We start from the raw sequence: 16176 nt of genomic DNA, 5'->3' as shown, positions 1-16176 counted from the left end.
TACGACGACCCCACCCCGTGGCACACTCCGAGGATGTTCGGGGGACGCAGGCGCAGGCGCGAGCAGGAGCTGGTCGAGAAGGACCGCTGGCGCGTCGCACGCAAGCTGGTGGACGAGGACGTCACCGTCCTCGGCGAGCAGGTCGCCGAGCTCCACGTCGACACGCTCGGCGACGACCTGGACCCCGGGGCGAGGGACCACTACCGGCGCGCGATCGAGCTCTACGACCAGGCCAAGCACCTCGTGGCGGCGAGCCGGACGGCCGACGACGTGACCTCGATCGAGCAGGTCGTCACCGACGCCCGCTACCACCGGGCCGCCGTCATCGCCCTGCGCGACGGCGAGCCCCTGCCCGAGCGCCGCGACCCCTGCTTCTTCAACCCGCAGCACGGTCCGTCGATGCAGGACGTCGAGTGGTCACCTCCGGGCGGCACCCCGCGCGTGATCGCGGTCTGCGCCGCGGACGCGCGCCGGCTGGCAGCGGGCGAGGAGCCGCTCGTCCGGATGGTCCGCATCGGTGACCGCTGGGTGCCGTGGCACCTCGCCGCGGGTGTCGACGGCGCGATCGACGCCGCCGCCCGCCTGGCGTCACGACCCGGTCACGGCGTGCACGGCCAGCAGAACCTCGCGCAGGCCTACCTGAACCAGGCGATGGGCAACAACAACGGCGTCGGCGGCTCACTGGGGCCGTGACCGGCAGACCCTCCATGACGAGCGTCACATGACGGAGAACTTCTCCATCGCCGACGCCCGGCGTCGTCCGTAGCGTCCCCGGCACCGGCGGCGACCAGCCGCCCCGGAGCCAGGAGCACACCATGGCGCTGACCGAGATCCCCACCCCCGCCTCGACGGCCGAGGCAGGCGCCGCGGCGCCCGAGCCCCGCCTGCGCCGGATGTCCTTCGGCCTGCTGATGGTCTACGTCGCGATCCTCGCGGTGAACTCCGGCGGCAACGGCATCCTGCTGCCCAACATCGTCTCGGGTCTCGACGAGGCGTCGAAGGTCGGCAACCTCGCCTTCGTCACCACGGTCGCCTTCGTCGCCAACATCTTCGCCCAGCCGGTCGCCGGCGCCCTGTCGGACGCGACCCGCTCGCGCTTCGGCCGACGCACGCCCTGGATGGTCGGCGGCGCCCTGCTGACCAGCGGCTTCCTCCTCGGCCTGCCGCTCGCCGGGTCGGTGCTCACCGTGGCCCTGGTGTGGCTGGTCGTGCAGGTCGGCGTGAACGCCCTGCAGGCCGCCGCGACCGCCCTCGTCCCGGACCGCTATCCCCCGACCCGGCGCGGCGGGGTGTCGGCGATGATCGGCGTGGGCATCACCATCGGCAACGCCGTCGGCGTCATCGTCGCCGGCGGCACCGCGACCCGGGGCCTCCTGCCCTACGCCGTCCTGGCGCTGCTGATGCTCGCCGTCGTCGGGCTCTTCGTCGTCGTCAACCGCGACCCCTCGAGCGCCGACCTCCCCCGCCAGCGCACGTCGGCGAAGGACTTCCTGCGCGGCTTCTGGATCAGCCCGCGCCAGCACCCCGACTTCGCCTGGGCCTTCGCCTCGCGCTTCCTGATGGTGATCGGCTTCTACGGCTCGCAGACCTACGGCCTCTACATCCTGCGCGACTACATCGGGCTCAGCGACGCCGAGTCGAACTCGTTCGCCGCCACGATGGGCGTCGTGCTGCTCGTCGGCGTGCTGCTGTCCGCGCTGGGCAGCGGCTGGCTGTCGGACAAGGTCGGGCGCCGCAAGCCCTTCATCGTCTGGTCGTCGGTCGTCATGTCGCTCGCGCTGGCCATCCCGCTCCTCGTACCCACCACGACGGGCGTGCTGGCGTACGCCTTCCTGCTCGGCCTCGGCTTCGGGGTCTACATCTCCATCGACCTGGCGCTGATGACCGAGGTGCTCCCCGCACGCCTCCAGGGCGAGAGCAGCGCCGGTCGCGACCTGGCCATCCTCGGCCTGGCGACCACGCTCCCCCAGGCGATGAGCCCGTCGATCGCCGCGGCGCTCGTCACGATCACCGGCGGCTACCCGGCGGTGTTCGTCTCCGGCATCGTCTTCGTGATGCTCGGTGCGGCCCTGGTCCGCCCGATCAAGGCCGTGCGATGACCCTGACGACACCGGTTGCGCACGGTGCGGAGACTGGGCGCGTGGACCTTGCCTCGCTCGTCGACCAGCTCCCCGCGGGCACGCTGCTCACCGACCCGGCCTCCACCGCCCGCTACAGCCACGACGAGGCCGAGTGGGCACCCTGGGCGCTCCCGCTGGCCGTCGCCCGGCCGGCGACCTCCGAGCAGGTGCGCACCATCGTCCGCTGGTGCGTGGCGCACGAGGTCCCCGTCGTCCCCCGCGGCGCCGGGACAGGGCTGTCCGGCGGCGCCAACTCCGTCAGTGGCGGGATCGTCGTCAGCTTCGAGCGGATGGCGGCCGTGACGCGGATCGATCCGGTCGAGCGGCTGGCCGTCGTCCAGCCCGGGGTCGTCAACGACGACCTCCGCGCTGCCGTCGCCGAGCACGGCCTGTGGTATCCCCCGGACCCGGCCAGCTCGCCCTGGTCGACCATCGGCGGCAACGTCGCGACCAACGCCGGCGGCGTCTGCTGCGTGAAGTACGGCGTCACCGGCGACTACGTCCTCGCCCTCGAGGTCGTCACCGGCACCGGTGAGCTCGTGCGCGTCGGACGTGAGACGGCCAAGGGCGTCGCCGGCTACGACCTGGTCTCGCTGCTGGTCGGCTCCGAGGGGACCCTCGGGCTGGTCACCGAGATCACGGTGCGCCTGCGTCCCGCGCGGCCGGCCGAGCAGACCGTCGTCGGCTTCTTCGACTCCCTGGTCGCCGCGGGCGAGGCGGTGGCCGCGGTGGCGCGTGCCGGCACCGTCCCCTCGGCGCTCGAGCTGCTCGACCGGCACTGCCTCACGGCCGTCAACGACTGGAAGGACCTCGGCATCGAGGCCGACTGCGAGGCGATCCTGCTCGCCCGCCTCGACGGCCCGGGAGCCGCCGGCGTGGCCGAGGCCGAAGCGGTCCTGGCCGCCTTCGAGGGCGCCGGCGCGACGTTCGCCGCGCGCTCGGAGGACGAGTCGGAGGCCGACGCGATGTTCGCCGCCCGCCGCCTGGCCTACCCCGCGCTCGAGCGGCTCGGGCCGGTGCTCACCGAGGACGTGTGCGTCCCGGTCGGCCGCGTCGCGGCGATGCTCGCCGCCGTGCAGGAGATCGCCCGGCGCCACGACGTCCTGATCGCCAACATCGCGCACGCCGGTGACGGCAACCTCCACCCGCTGATCATCACGCCGGCCGGCGACGACGAGGCGCGCGTGCGGGCCCAGCACGCCTTCGACGACATCATCGTCGAGGCGCTCGCCTGCGGAGGCACGGTCACCGGTGAGCACGGCGTCGGCCTGCTGAAGCGGGCCGGCCTGGCCGCCGAGCTGCCGCTCGCCGTCGTCGAGATGCACCGCGCGATCAGGCGGGCCCTCGACCCCCACGGCGTGCTCAACCCGGGCAAGGTCGTCACCTGAGCACTGGTCCCAGCACTGGTCCCAGCCCTGATCCTGACGCCATGGGCGAGGATGGGGCGATGGGCGCGACGGGCGAGGAGACGGCGTACGACGTCGCGGACCTGCGTCGCCGCGCCGACGAGCTCGCCGTCCTCAACGACCTCGCCCGGCGGCTCGCGGCCCTGCACGACACCCGCGACGTGCTGGACGAGGTGGCGCGCCAGGCGCGGAGGCTGCTCGTCGTCGACGTCGCCTACATCATGCTGCTGCGCACCGACGTGCTCCGGATCGAGGTCGTCGACGGCGCCATGGGGTCCGCGATGCGCGGCATCGAGCTGCGATCGGGGCAGGGCCTCGGTGGCCAGGTGCTCGCGACCGGCCGGCCGATGTGGAGCGACAGCTACCTCGCCGACGACCGCTTCCCCCGCACACCCGGGACCGAGTCGGCGGCGCAGAGCGAGCAGCTGGGCGGGATCCTCGGCGTCCCGCTCGTCGTGGGTGAGGAGATCCTGGGCGTGCTGCTGGCCGCCGACCGGCGACCGCGCGTGTTCGTCGACCACGACGTCGAGCTGCTCGCGGGCCTGGCCGCCCACGCGGCGCTGGCGCTGCGCACGGCCGACCTCTTCGACCGCGAGCGGACGGCCGCCGCCGACCTGCGCACGGCCAACGCAGCGCTTCGCGAGGCGAACGCGGGCAGGCAGCGCGCCAGCGACCTGCGCGACGTGCTCAACGAGGTCGTGATCCAGGGCGGCGGCCTGCCCGCGGTGGTCGCAGCGCTGGAACGCTCGGCCGGGATCGTCGTCGAGGTCCGGGACCACGAGGGCCGGACACTCGCCGGCGAGCGCTCGCCCGACGGCGGCCCCGTCGTGCCGGTCAACCTGCCGAGCGGCCACGCCGGCGACCTCGTCGCCTCCCTGGCGACCGACGACGAGGAGTCGCACCGGCTCCTGCGCATCGGCGCCACGACGGTCGCCGTCCTGCTCGCCTCCGAGCGCTCCGTCACCGAGGCCGAGCTCCGCACGCGCGGCGAGTTCGTCCACGCGCTGCTCTCCTCCGAGGCCGACGAGGCCAGCCTGCTCCGGCGGGCGCGCGCGATCGGCATCGACCTCCGCTCCGTGGCGACCGTCGCGGTCGTCGACCCCGAGCCGGTCGGCAGCGCCGCCGCGACCGCGTTCGCGGCCCGGCTCGCTGCCGACGTGCGCGGGTGGTCGGCCGCCCACGCCGGCCAGGTCGTCGTGCTGCTGCCGGCCGGCGTCGACGACGTGCGCGACGTCGTGGCCCGGCTCTCCGGCGCGGACGGCGCGACCCCCACGACCGGGCTGGCCTCGGGGCCGGGTGGGCCGGCAGGAGTGCGTACGGCCCACGAGGAGGCCCGGCAGACGGCGGCCCTGCTGCTCGCCCTCGACCGCGCGGGCGCGTGCGCCGTCAGCGACGACCTCGGGCTCTACCGCTCGCTGTTCAGCCGGTCCGGTCGCGGCGAGATCGCGGCCTTCGTCCGCACGACCGTGGGCCCGCTCCTCGACCACGACCGCGAGCGGCAGCGTGACCTGACGCTGACCCTGGAGACCTACCTCGAGCAGGCCCGCCACCACGCGCGCACCTGCGAGGCGCTCCACATCCACGCCAACACGCTCTACCAGCGGCTGGACCGGGTCACCGCGCTCCTCGGCCCCGGCTGGAAGGACCCGGGCCGGGCGCTGGAGCTGCAGGTCGCGCTCCGGCTGCACCGACTCATGGACACCCCCTCCACCTGACGTCGCCCGTGACGGGCGAGGTCTCCATCCCCGGGGGCCCGCGTGCGCGGCTACGGTCGGGTCATGCCGACCTTCCGCACGACCGACGACGTGGCGCTGGCCTACACCGACGAGGGCAGCGGGCCCGCCGTGGTGCTCGTCCACGGGTTCACCGCACCCGCGACCGCGTGGATCCTCACCGTCGACGCGCTCCTCGCCGCCGGCCACCGGGTCGTGACGTTCGACCGCCGGGCGCACGGCGAGTCCGAGACCCCCTCGCACGGCCAGCGGATGGCCCGCCACGGGCGCGACCTCGGCGAGCTCCTGGAGCACCTCGACCTGAGCGACGTGGCGCTCGTGGGGGCGTCGATGGGCGGCAACACCCTCTGGGCCTACGTCGACCAGTTCGGCCCCGCTCGCCTGTCCGGTGTGGTGGTCGTCGACCAGACCCCGAAGATGCTCAACGACGACACCTGGCCCCACGGCTTCTACGGCTACGAGCCCGGCAACGCCGCCACCTTCTTCGACCACGGCGTCCCCCAGCTCGACGGCGGCCGCACCGTGGACAGGTCCGGCCCGGCCGTGGCGCGGCTGGCCGAGCGCCTCGGCGGGTTCCCCTCCTTCCGCGACAGCACCGCACCCGAGACGCTGCCGCTGCTGCGCGACCACGCGCTGGCGGACTGGCGCGACGTCGTACGACGCTTCCCCCTCCCGCTGCTGATGGTCGCGGGCCGCGAGAGCCAGGTCTGGTCGTGCGAGCACGCGGAGGCCGCCGTGGCCGGGACGGCCCACGGCCGCGCGCTCGTCATCGAGGACGCCGGGCACGCGGTCAGCATCGACCAGCCCGACCGGTTCAACGAGGTGCTGCTGGAGTTCCTCGGCGAGGTCGCACCCCGATGAGGCTCGCGACCCAGCAGCACGGCACCGGTCCGCGGCAGGTCGTGCTCGTCCACGGCCTGGGCGCCGGCGGCGCGCTCTGGCGCGGGCTCACCGAGCGCCTCGTCGACGCCGGCGGCACCACCGTCACGGCCGTCGACCTGCGCGGCCACGGCGCGAGCGGTCGGTCGGTCGACTACTCCGTCCGGGCCTTCGCCGACGACCTCGTCGAGACGCTGCCGACCGGGCTCGACGTCGTCGTGGGCCACTCCCTCGGCGGCACCGTCCTCGAGCGAGCCGTCGCCCGACTGGCCCCCGCGCACGCGGTCTACCTCGACCCCGGGTTCCGGCTCGGCCTGCCGACCTCAGGCCTCGCGGGCCGGCTCTTCTGGGCCACGTCCCCGGTGAGCGTCGTCGGCGCAGCGCTCGTGCAGAAGCTGCGCAGCCGTGGCCGTCCGGCGATGTCCCCCGCGGACGTCGCGCTCCGGAAGGCAGCGACCGCGCGGTTCGACAAGGCCATGGCGGTCGGGGTGTTCCGCGAGATCGCCCACCACCCGGTCGCGGTGGCCACACCCGCCGTGCCGTCGACGCTCGTGCTGTCCGACGACTCCCCCGCCGTCCTCCCCGACGAGCTGGCGGACCGGCTCGCTGCCCTCGGCTGGGACGTACGCCGCCTGCCCGGCGTCGGGCACGACTTCTGGCTCCAGGACGCGGACCGCACGTGGGCGAGCGTCGCCGACCTGGTCGCCTCGCCGCACTGAGGCTGTCGTACCCGCCTGTGACACTGGTCGGGTGCCCGAGGGAGACAGCGTCTGGAAGCTCGCCCGCCGGCTGGACCGCCAGCTCGCCGGACAGGTCGTGGCGCGCTCCGACTTCCGGGTGCCCCGCCTGGCGACCCGTGACCTCGGCGGGCGCACGGTGCTGGGTCACGACACGCACGGCAAGCACCTGCTCACCCGCTTCTCCGCCACGGACTCCTCACCGGCGGCCACGCTCCACAGCCACCTGAAGATGGACGGGTCGTGGTCGACGCTCGCGCCGGGCAAGCGGCTCCCGGGCAGGGTCCAGCCGCACGTGCGTCTGGTGCTCGCCCTCGAGGACCGGCGCACCGTGCACGGCATCCGGCTGCACGACCTCGACCTGGTCGCCACCGACCGCGAGCACGACCTGGTCGGCCACCTCGGTCCCGACCCGCTGCGCGCGGACTGGGACGCCGACGAGGCGTCCCGTCGGCTCGGCGCCGACCCGGCCAGGCCGCTGGTGAGCGCCCTGCTCGACCAGCGGTCGATGGCGGGCCTGGGCAACCTCTGGGCCAACGAGCTCGCCTTCCTCACCGGCGTGAGCCCCTGGACACCCGTCGGCGACGTCGACGTCGATCGCCTCGTCGCGCGCGCGGCCGGGATGCTGCGCCACTCGGCGACGGTCGACGGCGCCTACCAGGTGACGACCGGGTCGTCCGCGAAGGGCGACGACCACTGGGTCGTCGGTCGCCAGCGCCAGGGGTGCCGCCGCTGCGGCGGACCGGTCAGCACGGTCGAGGAGATCCCCGGCGACGCTGCCAACCGGTGGACGTGGTGGTGCGCGGCCTGCCAGCCCGGTCCCGGCCCCGACGCGCGGGTCAGACGCGGTGCAGGCGGCGGGCCGCCTCGGCGATCGACCCGCTCATCGAGGGGTAGACCGTGAAGGCGTGGGCGAGCTGGTCGGCCGTGAGCGACTCCGCGACCGCGATCGAGACCGGGTGGATTAGCTCGGACGCGCGCGGGCCGACGACCACGCCGCCGACGACGATGCCGGTGCCGGGGCGGCAGAAGAGCTTCACGAAGCCGTCACGCACGCCCTGCATCTTGGCGCGTGCGTTGCCGGCGAGCGGCAGGGTGACGACCTCGGCCGCCATCTCGCCGGAGTCGACGGCCTGCTGCGACCAGCCGACCGTGGCGATCTCGGGCGAGGTGAAGACGTTGGAGGCGACCTTCTTGAGATCGAGCGGCGCGACCGCGTCACCGAGGTAGTGCCACATCGCGATGCGACCCTGCATCGCAGCGACCGAGGCCAGCATCAGCACGCCCGTGCAGTCACCGGCCGCGTAGATGCCCCGTGCGGACGTGCGCGAGACCCGGTCGACCTTGATGAAGCCACCCTCGTCGGTGAACACCCCCGCCTCCTCGAGGCCGAGGCCGGCGGTGTTCGGGACCGAGCCGAGCGCGAGGATGCAGTGGCTGCCGGTGACCGTGCGGCCGTCGGTCAGCGTCACGGTGACCTCGTCGCCCTCGCGGGTGACCGACTGCATGCGCGACTTCCCGAGGAGGTTCATCCCCCGCCGGGTCAGCACCTCCTCGAGGACGGCAGCGGCGTCGGCGTCCTCGCCGGGCAGCACCCGGTCGCGGCTGCTGACGAGCGTGACGTCGATGCCGAGCGAGAGGTAGGCACTGGCGAACTCCGCGCCCGTGACGCCCGAGCCGACCACGATGAGCTTCTCCGGCACCTCGGTCAGGTCGTAGACCTGCTCCCAGGTGAGGATGCGCTCGCCGTCGGGCTGGGCGCTCGGCAGCGTGCGCGGCGAGGCGCCGGTCGCCAGCAGGATCGCGTCGGCCTGGATGGTCTCCTCGCCGCCGTCGGTGTCGACGACGACCGTGAGGCCGGGCCCGAGGCGGCCGCGACCGGTGACGACGCGTACGTCGTCGCGCGCGAGGCCCGAGGCGATGTCGGTCGACTGGTCGGCCGCGAGCTGCTTGACCCGGGCGTTGACCCGGGCGAGGTCCACCACGATCGAGGTGGCCGCATCACCCTCGTGGTCGCGGAAGTTGACCCCGAGCTCCTGCGCCGCGGCCATGTCGGTCATCAGCTCGGAGGTGGCGATGAGGGTCTTGCTCGGCACGCAGTCGGTGAGGACCGCGGAGCCGCCCACACCGTCGGTGTCGACGACGGTGACGTCGGCGCCCAGCTGGGCGGCGACGTGGGCGGCCTCGTAGCCGCCCGGGCCGCCGCCGACGATGACGATGCGGTCGGTCATCAGAGGTTGATCATGTGGCCGGCGATGCCGTGGATGGCCTCCTTGACCGCCTCACCGAGCGTCGGGTGGGCGAAGACGTTGCGGCCCACCTCGTCGGCGGTGAGGTCCCACTTCTGTGCCAGCGTCAGCACGGGCAGCAGCTCGGTCACGTCGGGGCCGATCATGTGGGCGCCGATGATCTCGTTGTGCTCGGCGTCGGCGACGACCTTCACGAAGCCGACCGCCTCGCCCAGGCCCATGGCCTTGCCGTTGGCGGTGAAGGGGAACGTCGCGGTCTTGACGTCGTAGCCGCGCTCCTTGGCCTGCGGCTCGCTGTAGCCGAAGGACGCGATCTGCGGCATGCAGTAGGTCGCGCGCGGGACGAAGTCGTACTCGACCGGCATGGTCTCGGCGCCGTTGATGGTCTCCGCCACGACGATGCCCATCGCCTCGGCCACGTGGGCGAGCATCAGCTTGCCGGTGCAGTCGCCGATGGCGTAGACGTTCGGGACGTTGGTGCGGCCGAAGTCGTCGATCTCGATCGCGCCGCGCTCGGAGACCGTGACCCCGATGTTCTCGAGGCCGAAGCCCTTCACGCGCGGGGCGAAGCCGAAGGCGGCGAGGAACTTGCCGGCCTCGAGCACCTGCTCGTCGCCGCCGGCGGCGGGCGCGACGGTGACCTTGACCCCGGAGCCGGTGTCCTCGACCCGCTTCACCGCGGTGGAGGTCAGCACCTTCACGCCGAGCTTCTTGTAGTGCTTGGCGAGCTCCTTGGAGATGTCGGGGTCCTCGGTCGGGACCATCCGGTCGAGGAACTCCACGATCGTGACGTCGACGCCGAAGTTGGCCATCACGTAGGCGAACTCGACGCCGATCGCGCCGGAGCCGCCGATGATGATCGACTCGGGGAGCTGGTCGGTGAGGATCTGCTCCTCGTAGGTCACGACGTTGTCGCTGAGCTCGACGCCCGGCACCAGGCGGACGGTCGCGCCGGTGGCGAGGATCAGGTTGTCGAAGGTGTAGGACGTCTTCTCGCCGTCCTTCTCCACGTCGATCCCGGTCGCGCTGGTCACGGTGCCCCAGCCGTCGATCTCGGTGATCTTGTTCTTCTTCATCAGGAAGTGGACGCCCTTGACGATGCCGGCGCTCACGTCGCGGCTGCGCTTGTGCGTCGGGCCGAAGGACATCGTGGCGTCGCCCTCGATGCCGAACTTGGCCTTCTCGTGCTGGAGCGTGTGCGCCAGCTCGGCGTTCTTGAGGAGCGCCTTCGACGGGATGCACCCGACGTTGAGGCAGACACCTCCCCAGTACTTCTCCTCCACCACGGCCACCTTCTGGCCGAGCTGGGCTGCGCGGATCGCTGCGACGTAGCCACCGGGGCCGGCGCCGAGGACGAGGGTGTCGAAGTGCGTGTCTGTCACGTCCCCAGCCTAGTTGTCCCCTGTGCGGGACCGACACCGAGGTCGCGGGTCGATATCGTGATCCTCGTGACGCTCTACGCCGCCTACGGGACCAACCTCGATCCCGCCCGGATGAGCGAGCGCTGCCCGCACTCGATCCTGCACTCCACCGGGTGGCTGACGGGGTGGCGACTGACCTTCGGCGGCGAGGAGCACGGGTGGGACGGCGCTCTCTCCACGATCGTCCAGGACCCGTTCGAGCAGGTCTTCGTGGCGGTCTACGACGTCACCCCCGAGGACGAGCGGGCGCTCGACGGGTGGGAGGCCGCCGACACCGGGCTCTACCGCAAGACCAAGGTGCGGGTCTCGACCATGACCGGCGAGATGGTGGTCTGGTCCTACGTGCTCGACGCCTACGAGGGCGGGCTGCCGTCGGCGTCCTACCTCGGCGTGATCTCCGACGCCGCCGAGGCCGCGGGTGCCCCGGAGGACTACGTCGCGGCCCTGCGCCGGCGCTCGTGCCGCTCCACTGGCCTCTGACCCTTAGGCTGCCGCCCATGAGCGACCAGACCCCCTACGACCTCGCCCGGGCCGCCGCCGCGAAGCTCGCCGAGCTGACCGGCGTGGAGCGCCACGACATCGCCCTCGTGCTGGGCTCGGGCTGGCTCCCGGCCGTCGACGCGCTCGGCGAGGCCACCGCGGAGATCGACACCACCGACGTCCCCGGCTTCAGCGCCGCCGCCGTCGCCGGGCACAGCGGCAAGATCCGTTCGATCCGCAACGGCGACAAGAATCTCCTGGTGTTCCTCTCGCGCACCCACTTCTACGAGGGCAAGGGGGTCGCCGCGGTCGTGCACCCCATCCGTACGGCGGCCGCCGCCGGCTGCTCGTCGATCGTCCTCACCAACGGGTGCGGCGGCCTCAAGGAGGGCTGGCAGCCCGGCCAGCCGGTGCTGATCTCCGACCACATCAACCTGACCGGCCACAGCCCGCTGGTCGGGGCGAACTTCGTCGACCTCACCGACCTCTACAGCCCGCGCCTGCGCGCGATGTGCAAGGAGGTCGACCCGAGCCTCGACGAGGGCGTCTACGTCCAGTTCACCGGCCCCCACTACGAGACGCCCGCCGAGGTCCGGATGGCCGGGATCATGGGCGGCCACCTGGTCGGCATGAGCACCACGCTCGAGGCGATCGCGGCCCGCGAGGCCGGGATGGAGATCCTCGGCATCAGCCTGGTCACCAACCTCGCCGCCGGCCTGAGCGGCGAGCCGCTCGACCACGCCGAGGTCCTCGAGGCCGGCAAGGCCGCCGCCAGCCGGATGGGCGGCCTGCTCAGCCAGGTCGTCGCCCGGATCTGAGCGGAGGGGTCCGACATGCGCGTCCTCGTCTCGGGAGCCGCCGGCAGCCTCGGCCGGGTGATCACCGTCGGCCTGGAGGGACTCGGCCACGAGGTGGTCGGCCTCGACCTGGTGCCGGCACCGGAGGGCACGACCTTCGACTGGCACGAGGCCGACTGCGCCGACGCCGACGCGGTCGAGGCGGTCTTCGCCGCCCTGTCCACCGGAGGCAGGCTCGACGCGGTCGTGCACCTGGCGGGCGTGCCGGAGGAGGCCTCGCTCCCCGACGAGCTCACCTCCCACGTGATCACCACCGCCGCGCTGCTCGACGCGATGGTCGCGCACGACGTGCCCCGGCTGGTCTACGCCTCCTCCAACCACGCCGTCGGCCGCACCCCGCGCGCGTCCGGCGTGCTCACGGAGGCCGCGCTCCCGCGCCCCGACACCTACTACGGCGTCGCCAAGGTCGCGGCCGAGGCGCTGATGCAGCTCTTCGCCGACCGCCACGGCATCGACGCGGTGGCCTGCCGGATCGGTTCCTTCCTCGAGGAGCCCGCCAGCATCCGCGGCCTGTCGACGTGGCTCTCCCACGGCGACGGCCTGCGCATGGTCGAGGCCGCGCTCACCACGCCCGCGCCCGGCTTCGCCGTCCTCTACGGCATCAGCGCCAACACCCGCGCCTGGTGGGACCTCGAGCCCGGCCGGCGGCTGGGCTACGACCCCCAGGACGACGCGGAGGCGTACGCCGACACGGTGCAGGCCGGCCCCCACGACGAGGCCGAGGCGGAGTTCGTCGGCGGCCCCTTCGCGACCGCGGAGTTCGTCCGACCGGCCCTGCGCGACTGACCCGCCCTTGACTTGGAGTGCACTCCAAGTCAGACACTGGTCGGATGACCAGCCTGACGATCGCCGAGGCCGCCGAGAAGACCGGGCTCACCGCCCACACGCTGCGCTACTACGAGCGTGACGGGCTGCTCCTCCACGCGGTCGACCGCGCCCCGTCGGGGCACCGTCGCTACACGGACGCGGACCTGCGCTGGATCGAGATGGTGACGCGGCTGCGCTCCACGGGCATGCCGATCCGCGACGTACGACGCTATGCCGAGCTGGTCCGCACCGGGGACGGCAACGAGGCCGAGCGCCTGGCGCTGCTGCTCGCCCACCGCGAGGTCGTCGAGCGCCAGCTCGCCGAGGTCACCTCCCACCTGCGGGCGATCGACTACAAGATCGCGCTCTACGAGGGCACCCTCGACAAGTCCGCCTGAGGGACCGCTTGACTTCGAGCGCACTCCAAGGAGTTGTCTGGGTGCCATGAGCATCCAGAAGCGCACCCTCGGCACCACCTCCTCCCTCACCGTCAGCTCGCTCGGGCTCGGCTGCATGGGGATGTCGGAGTTCTACGGCACCCCCGACGAGCAGGGCGGCACCGACACCATCCACCGCGCCCTCGACCTCGGCGTGACCTTCCTCGACACCGCCGACATGTACGGCCCCTTCACCAACGAGCAGCTGGTGGGCAAGGCGATCGCCGGTCGACGCGACGAGGTCCAGCTGGCCACCAAGTTCGGCAACGAGCGGCTCCCCGACGGCACGATGGTCGGCATCAACGGCTCGCCCGACTACGTCCGCAAGGCGTGCGACGACTCGCTCCAGCGCCTCGGTGTCGACCACATCGACCTCTACTACCAGCACCGCGTCGACCAGACGGTCCCGATCGAGGAGACGGTGGGCGCGATGAAGGAGCTCGTCGAGGCCGGCAAGGTGCTGCACCTCGGCCTGTCCGAGGCCTCGGCCTCGACCATCCGCAAGGCCCACGCCGTGCACCCGATCACGGCGCTGCAGACCGAGTACTCCCTCTTCACCCGCGACCTCGAGGACGAGATCCTGCCGGTCCTCCGCGAGCTCGGCATCGGCCTGGTGCCGTACTCCCCCCTCGGCCGCGGCCTGCTGACCGGCGCGATCACCGCGGACGGCGGCGCCGACGGCGAGGCCGACCGCCGCCGCTCGGAGTACTTCCCGCGCTTCCAGGGCGAGGCGCTCGACGCCAACCTCGTGCTGGTCGACAAGGTCCGCGAGATCGCCTCGGCCAAGGGCTGCACGCCCGGCCAGCTCGCGCTGGCGTGGGTGCTCGCGCAGGGCGAGGACGTCGCGCCGATCCCCGGCACCAAGCGCGTGAAGTACCTCGAGGAGAACGTGGGCGCCGCCGACGTCGAGCTCACCGCCGACGACCTCGCCGCCCTCGAGCAGGCCGTCCCGCGCGACGCCGTCCAGGGCGACCGCTACGGCAACATGGGCACGATCGACGCCTGATCGACCGCGCACACCGCGGGGGTCAGGTGGCGGCGATGCCCACCTGGCCCTCGCGGAAGGCGTCGACGAAGAGCGCGTGATCGGCGCGGACGCGCTCGGCGTACGCGATCCCCCAGTCGCACAGCCACGTGACGAAGTCGTTGCGCCGGCCCTCGAGCGAGCGGGCGATCGCCTCCTCGACCTGGAAGTCGACGAGGTCCTGCTGGCTGTCCTCGTCGGAGGCGCAGTGGATCTTCGCCGTCGCCCGGCCGAGCAGGTCGACGACCGACCTCATGTCGGCCGGCTCGTTGATCTCCGACCAGTCGAGGTCGACCTCGTAGGGCGAGACCTCGGAGACGACGTAGCCGACGCCGCCGATGCTGGTGTGACCGAGCAGCGGGTCGGTGTGGACCTGGAGCGCGCGCTGGCTGACGACGGTGCGGTGGCCCTCGTGGTCGAAGTACGCATCGACCTCGCTGGTGTCGACGAAGCGGCTCAGCGCCGGGACGTTGGCCTGCTTCATGCTGAGCACGACGTCGTTGTCGAGCGCCTGGCTGTAGCCCTCGACCAGGACGCTGTAGGCCGGCAGCCCGGCGCTGCCGATCCCGAAGCCCGACTTCCCGACCACGTCGCGCAGCTCGTAGAAGAGTGCGCGGTCGAAGCGCTTCGACTCCGGGATGGTGTCGAGGTAGGCCCGGAACGCCGCGACCACCTCGGCGCGCTCCTCGCGCGGGAGCCGGCGCGTGGAGGCGTCGTCACTGAACGAGCGGCTCCCCCTCTGCATCAGGGTCATCGAGTCGAGCAGGTCGGCGCGACGCATGGCGCGCGCCTCCTCCAGCGCGACGAGCACCGGACCCTCGGCGGTGTCGAGGGTGAGCTCGAAGTCGTCGTCGGTGTCCGAGGCGACGTAGTGGTTGACCTGGGCCAGGTAGGAGCGGACGTAGCGCGCGACGAGCTTGCGGATCGCGTCCTCGGGCAGGGCCTTCTGCCACGCCACGAGGGCCAGGCTCGCCGCGAAGCGCTGGAGGTCCCACGTGAAGCGACCGACGTAGGCCTCGTCGAAGTCGTTGATGTCGAAGACCAGCCGGCCGTCGGAGTTGAGGTAGGTCCCGAAGTTCTCCACGTGCAGGTCGCCGTGGATCCAGATCCGCTCGGAGCCGTGCTGCGCCCAGCCGTGCGGGTCGGGCTCGGAGGTCACGTCGTGGCAGAACAGGCACGCGGTGCCGCGGTAGAAGGCGTGCGGGTCGCGCGCCATCTTGCGGTACTTCGCGCGGAACGCCGCCGGATCGGCGCGCATGAGCGGCGCGAAGGCGTCGCGCAGCACCTCGACGATGACGGTCGTACGGTCGCTCTCCTGCTTGCCGGCTGCCATCTCGCCACCCTAGGTCAGGTCCCGTGGCGACCGGCCGGCCACTAGGTTGGGCGCATGGCAACCACTCTTCTGGGCGACAACACCATCTCCACCGTGGGCGAGCTCCCCGCGGTCGGCTCCAAGGCTCCGGGCTTCGACCTGGTCGACGCGAAGTTCGGTGCGCTCACCGACGCCGACGTCGCGGGCAAGCGCGTGGTCCTCAACATCTTCCCGAGCATCGACACCGGCGTGTGCCAGGCGAGCGTCCGGAAGTTCAACGAGCTCGCCTCGGACCTCGAGAACACCGCGGTCGTCTGCGTCTCGCGCGACCTCCCCTTCGCCCAGGCCCGCTTCTGCGGCGCCGAGGGCATCGACGCCGTACTGGTCGGCTCGGCCTTCCGCTCCTCCTTCGGCCAGGACTACGGCATCGCGATCGACGGCGGCGGCTGGGACAGCCTCTTCGCCCGCGCGGTCGTCGTCCTCGACACCGACGGCACCGTGCTCCACACCCAGCTGACCGACGCCGTCGGCGAGGAGCCCGACTACGACGCGGCGGTCGCCGCCCTGGGCTGACCCAGAGGGCTGATCCAGCCCCGGCACCAGCTCGAAGAACTGCGGCCGTACGACACCCCGGATCCGTCCGGGGTCGTCGTACGGCCGCAGTTCTTCGTGTCTCCGGACGCTAAGGAGTGGACCTGGGGTGACATGGCCCCA

Annotated in this window: 16 protein-coding genes; 13 read left to right on the top strand and 3 right to left on the bottom strand. The window is 72.6% G+C overall.

All coding sequences use genetic code 11. The features are described from left to right. The first annotated feature begins 33 nt into the window (after window positions 1–33). From BLV76_RS12840 to BLV76_RS12810, 7 genes are all read left to right on the top strand, one after another. Window positions 34–693 carry a hypothetical protein gene (locus BLV76_RS12840; RefSeq protein WP_090969483.1) on the top strand — a complete coding sequence of 220 codons (660 nt, stop codon included), beginning with the start codon at window positions 34–36 and terminating at the stop codon, window positions 691–693. A gap of 122 nt (window positions 694–815) precedes the next feature. Further along, window positions 816–2099, top strand: a complete 1284-nt coding sequence (locus BLV76_RS12835; protein ID WP_090969482.1) for an MFS transporter — start codon at window positions 816–818, stop codon at window positions 2097–2099. Window positions 2100–2140: 41 nt separating this feature from the next. Then, window positions 2141–3508 carry an FAD-binding oxidoreductase gene (locus tag BLV76_RS12830; protein WP_245734658.1) on the top strand — a complete coding sequence of 456 codons (1368 nt, stop codon included), beginning with the start codon at window positions 2141–2143 and terminating at the stop codon, window positions 3506–3508. Between the two features lie 41 nt (window positions 3509–3549). After that, window positions 3550–5241, top strand: a complete 1692-nt coding sequence (locus tag BLV76_RS12825; protein WP_090969480.1) for a helix-turn-helix domain-containing protein — start codon at window positions 3550–3552, stop codon at window positions 5239–5241. Window positions 5242–5304: 63 nt separating this feature from the next. After that, the gene (locus tag BLV76_RS12820; RefSeq protein ID WP_090972670.1) at window positions 5305–6120 is read left to right on the top strand and encodes an alpha/beta fold hydrolase; all 816 of its coding nucleotides are present in this window, start codon (window positions 5305–5307) and stop codon (window positions 6118–6120) included. Further along, the gene (locus BLV76_RS12815; RefSeq protein ID WP_090969479.1) at window positions 6117–6857 is read left to right on the top strand and encodes an alpha/beta fold hydrolase; all 741 of its coding nucleotides are present in this window, start codon (window positions 6117–6119) and stop codon (window positions 6855–6857) included. Before BLV76_RS12820 ends, BLV76_RS12815 begins: the two co-directional genes overlap by 4 nt. A 31-nt stretch (window positions 6858–6888) precedes the next feature. Beyond that, on the top strand, window positions 6889–7779 hold the full coding sequence (locus BLV76_RS12810) for a DNA-formamidopyrimidine glycosylase family protein (protein ID WP_090969478.1): 891 nt from the start codon (window positions 6889–6891) through the stop codon (window positions 7777–7779). Here BLV76_RS12810 and BLV76_RS12805 read toward each other — a convergent pair. Together BLV76_RS12805 and lpdA are read right to left on the bottom strand one after the other, a co-directional pair. Next, window positions 7715–9106, bottom strand: coding sequence for an NAD(P)H-quinone dehydrogenase (locus BLV76_RS12805; protein WP_090969477.1), 1392 nt, complete (start codon window positions 9104–9106; stop codon window positions 7715–7717). The two genes, BLV76_RS12810 and BLV76_RS12805, sit on opposite strands and share 65 nt — an antisense overlap. Next, window positions 9106–10506 carry a dihydrolipoyl dehydrogenase gene (gene lpdA / locus BLV76_RS12800; RefSeq protein WP_090969476.1) on the bottom strand — a complete coding sequence of 467 codons (1401 nt, stop codon included), beginning with the start codon at window positions 10504–10506 and terminating at the stop codon, window positions 9106–9108. Before lpdA ends, BLV76_RS12805 begins: the two co-directional genes overlap by 1 nt. Window positions 10507–10572: 66 nt before the next feature. Between lpdA and BLV76_RS12795 the strand changes: the two genes are divergently transcribed. From BLV76_RS12795 to BLV76_RS12775, 5 genes are read left to right on the top strand one after another with little or no spacing between them, the layout of a single operon-like run. Continuing rightward, entirely contained in the window at window positions 10573–11025 is a 453-nt protein-coding gene (locus BLV76_RS12795) for a gamma-glutamylcyclotransferase family protein (protein WP_090972668.1), read from the top strand. Between the two features lie 17 nt (window positions 11026–11042). Further along, on the top strand, window positions 11043–11843 hold the full coding sequence (locus BLV76_RS12790) for a purine-nucleoside phosphorylase (RefSeq protein WP_090969475.1): 801 nt from the start codon (window positions 11043–11045) through the stop codon (window positions 11841–11843). A 15-nt stretch (window positions 11844–11858) separates the two neighbouring features. Next, the gene (locus BLV76_RS12785) at window positions 11859–12668 is read left to right on the top strand and encodes an NAD-dependent epimerase/dehydratase family protein (protein ID WP_090969474.1); all 810 of its coding nucleotides are present in this window, start codon (window positions 11859–11861) and stop codon (window positions 12666–12668) included. 44 nt (window positions 12669–12712) lie between these two features. After that, on the top strand, window positions 12713–13087 hold the full coding sequence (locus tag BLV76_RS12780) for a MerR family transcriptional regulator (RefSeq protein WP_090969473.1): 375 nt from the start codon (window positions 12713–12715) through the stop codon (window positions 13085–13087). Window positions 13088–13133: 46 nt separating this feature from the next. Next, entirely contained in the window at window positions 13134–14132 is a 999-nt protein-coding gene (locus BLV76_RS12775) for an aldo/keto reductase (RefSeq protein ID WP_090969472.1), read from the top strand. Between the two features lie 22 nt (window positions 14133–14154). On the opposite strand, the gene BLV76_RS12770 is transcribed toward BLV76_RS12775, so the two are convergent. Further along, a complete protein-coding gene (locus BLV76_RS12770; protein WP_090969471.1) occupies window positions 14155–15483 on the bottom strand; it encodes a DUF2252 domain-containing protein in 1329 nt (442 codons plus the stop codon). A 54-nt stretch (window positions 15484–15537) separates the two neighbouring features. On the opposite strand from BLV76_RS12770, the gene tpx reads away from it, so the two are divergent. Then, on the top strand, window positions 15538–16035 hold the full coding sequence (gene tpx / locus BLV76_RS12765) for a thiol peroxidase (protein WP_090969470.1): 498 nt from the start codon (window positions 15538–15540) through the stop codon (window positions 16033–16035). Window positions 16036–16176 lie beyond the last annotated feature (141 nt).

It is taken from the genome of Nocardioides exalbidus, from assembly GCF_900105585.1.
In the GTDB taxonomy this organism is placed as follows: domain Bacteria; phylum Actinomycetota; class Actinomycetes; order Propionibacteriales; family Nocardioidaceae; genus Nocardioides; species Nocardioides exalbidus.
The sequence above is the reverse complement of the archived record's forward strand: the minus strand, read 5'-3'. Positions and strand labels throughout refer to the sequence as shown.

What these genes read in the sequence shown, in the direction of transcription:
- BLV76_RS12785 (WP_090969474.1), top strand. Translation starts at nt 11,859, where the DNA reads ATGCGCGTCCTCGTCTCGGGAGCCGCCGGCAGCCTCGGCCGGGTGATC.
- tpx (WP_090969470.1), top strand. Translation starts at nt 15,538, where the DNA reads ATGGCAACCACTCTTCTGGGCGACAACACCATCTCCACCGTGGGCGAG.
- BLV76_RS12770 (WP_090969471.1), bottom strand. Translation starts at nt 15,483, where the DNA reads ATGGCAGCCGGCAAGCAGGAGAGCGACCGTACGACCGTCATCGTCGAG.
- BLV76_RS12815 (WP_090969479.1), top strand. Translation starts at nt 6,117, where the DNA reads ATGAGGCTCGCGACCCAGCAGCACGGCACCGGTCCGCGGCAGGTCGTG.
- BLV76_RS12825 (WP_090969480.1), top strand. Translation starts at nt 3,550, where the DNA reads ATGGGCGAGGATGGGGCGATGGGCGCGACGGGCGAGGAGACGGCGTAC.
- BLV76_RS12835 (WP_090969482.1), top strand. Translation starts at nt 816, where the DNA reads ATGGCGCTGACCGAGATCCCCACCCCCGCCTCGACGGCCGAGGCAGGC.
- BLV76_RS12840 (WP_090969483.1), top strand. Translation starts at nt 34, where the DNA reads ATGTTCGGGGGACGCAGGCGCAGGCGCGAGCAGGAGCTGGTCGAGAAG.
- BLV76_RS12790 (WP_090969475.1), top strand. Translation starts at nt 11,043, where the DNA reads ATGAGCGACCAGACCCCCTACGACCTCGCCCGGGCCGCCGCCGCGAAG.
- BLV76_RS12780 (WP_090969473.1), top strand. Translation starts at nt 12,713, where the DNA reads ATGACCAGCCTGACGATCGCCGAGGCCGCCGAGAAGACCGGGCTCACC.
- BLV76_RS12775 (WP_090969472.1), top strand. Translation starts at nt 13,134, where the DNA reads ATGAGCATCCAGAAGCGCACCCTCGGCACCACCTCCTCCCTCACCGTC.
- BLV76_RS12805 (WP_090969477.1), bottom strand. Translation starts at nt 9,106, where the DNA reads ATGACCGACCGCATCGTCATCGTCGGCGGCGGCCCGGGCGGCTACGAG.
- BLV76_RS12820 (WP_090972670.1), top strand. Translation starts at nt 5,305, where the DNA reads ATGCCGACCTTCCGCACGACCGACGACGTGGCGCTGGCCTACACCGAC.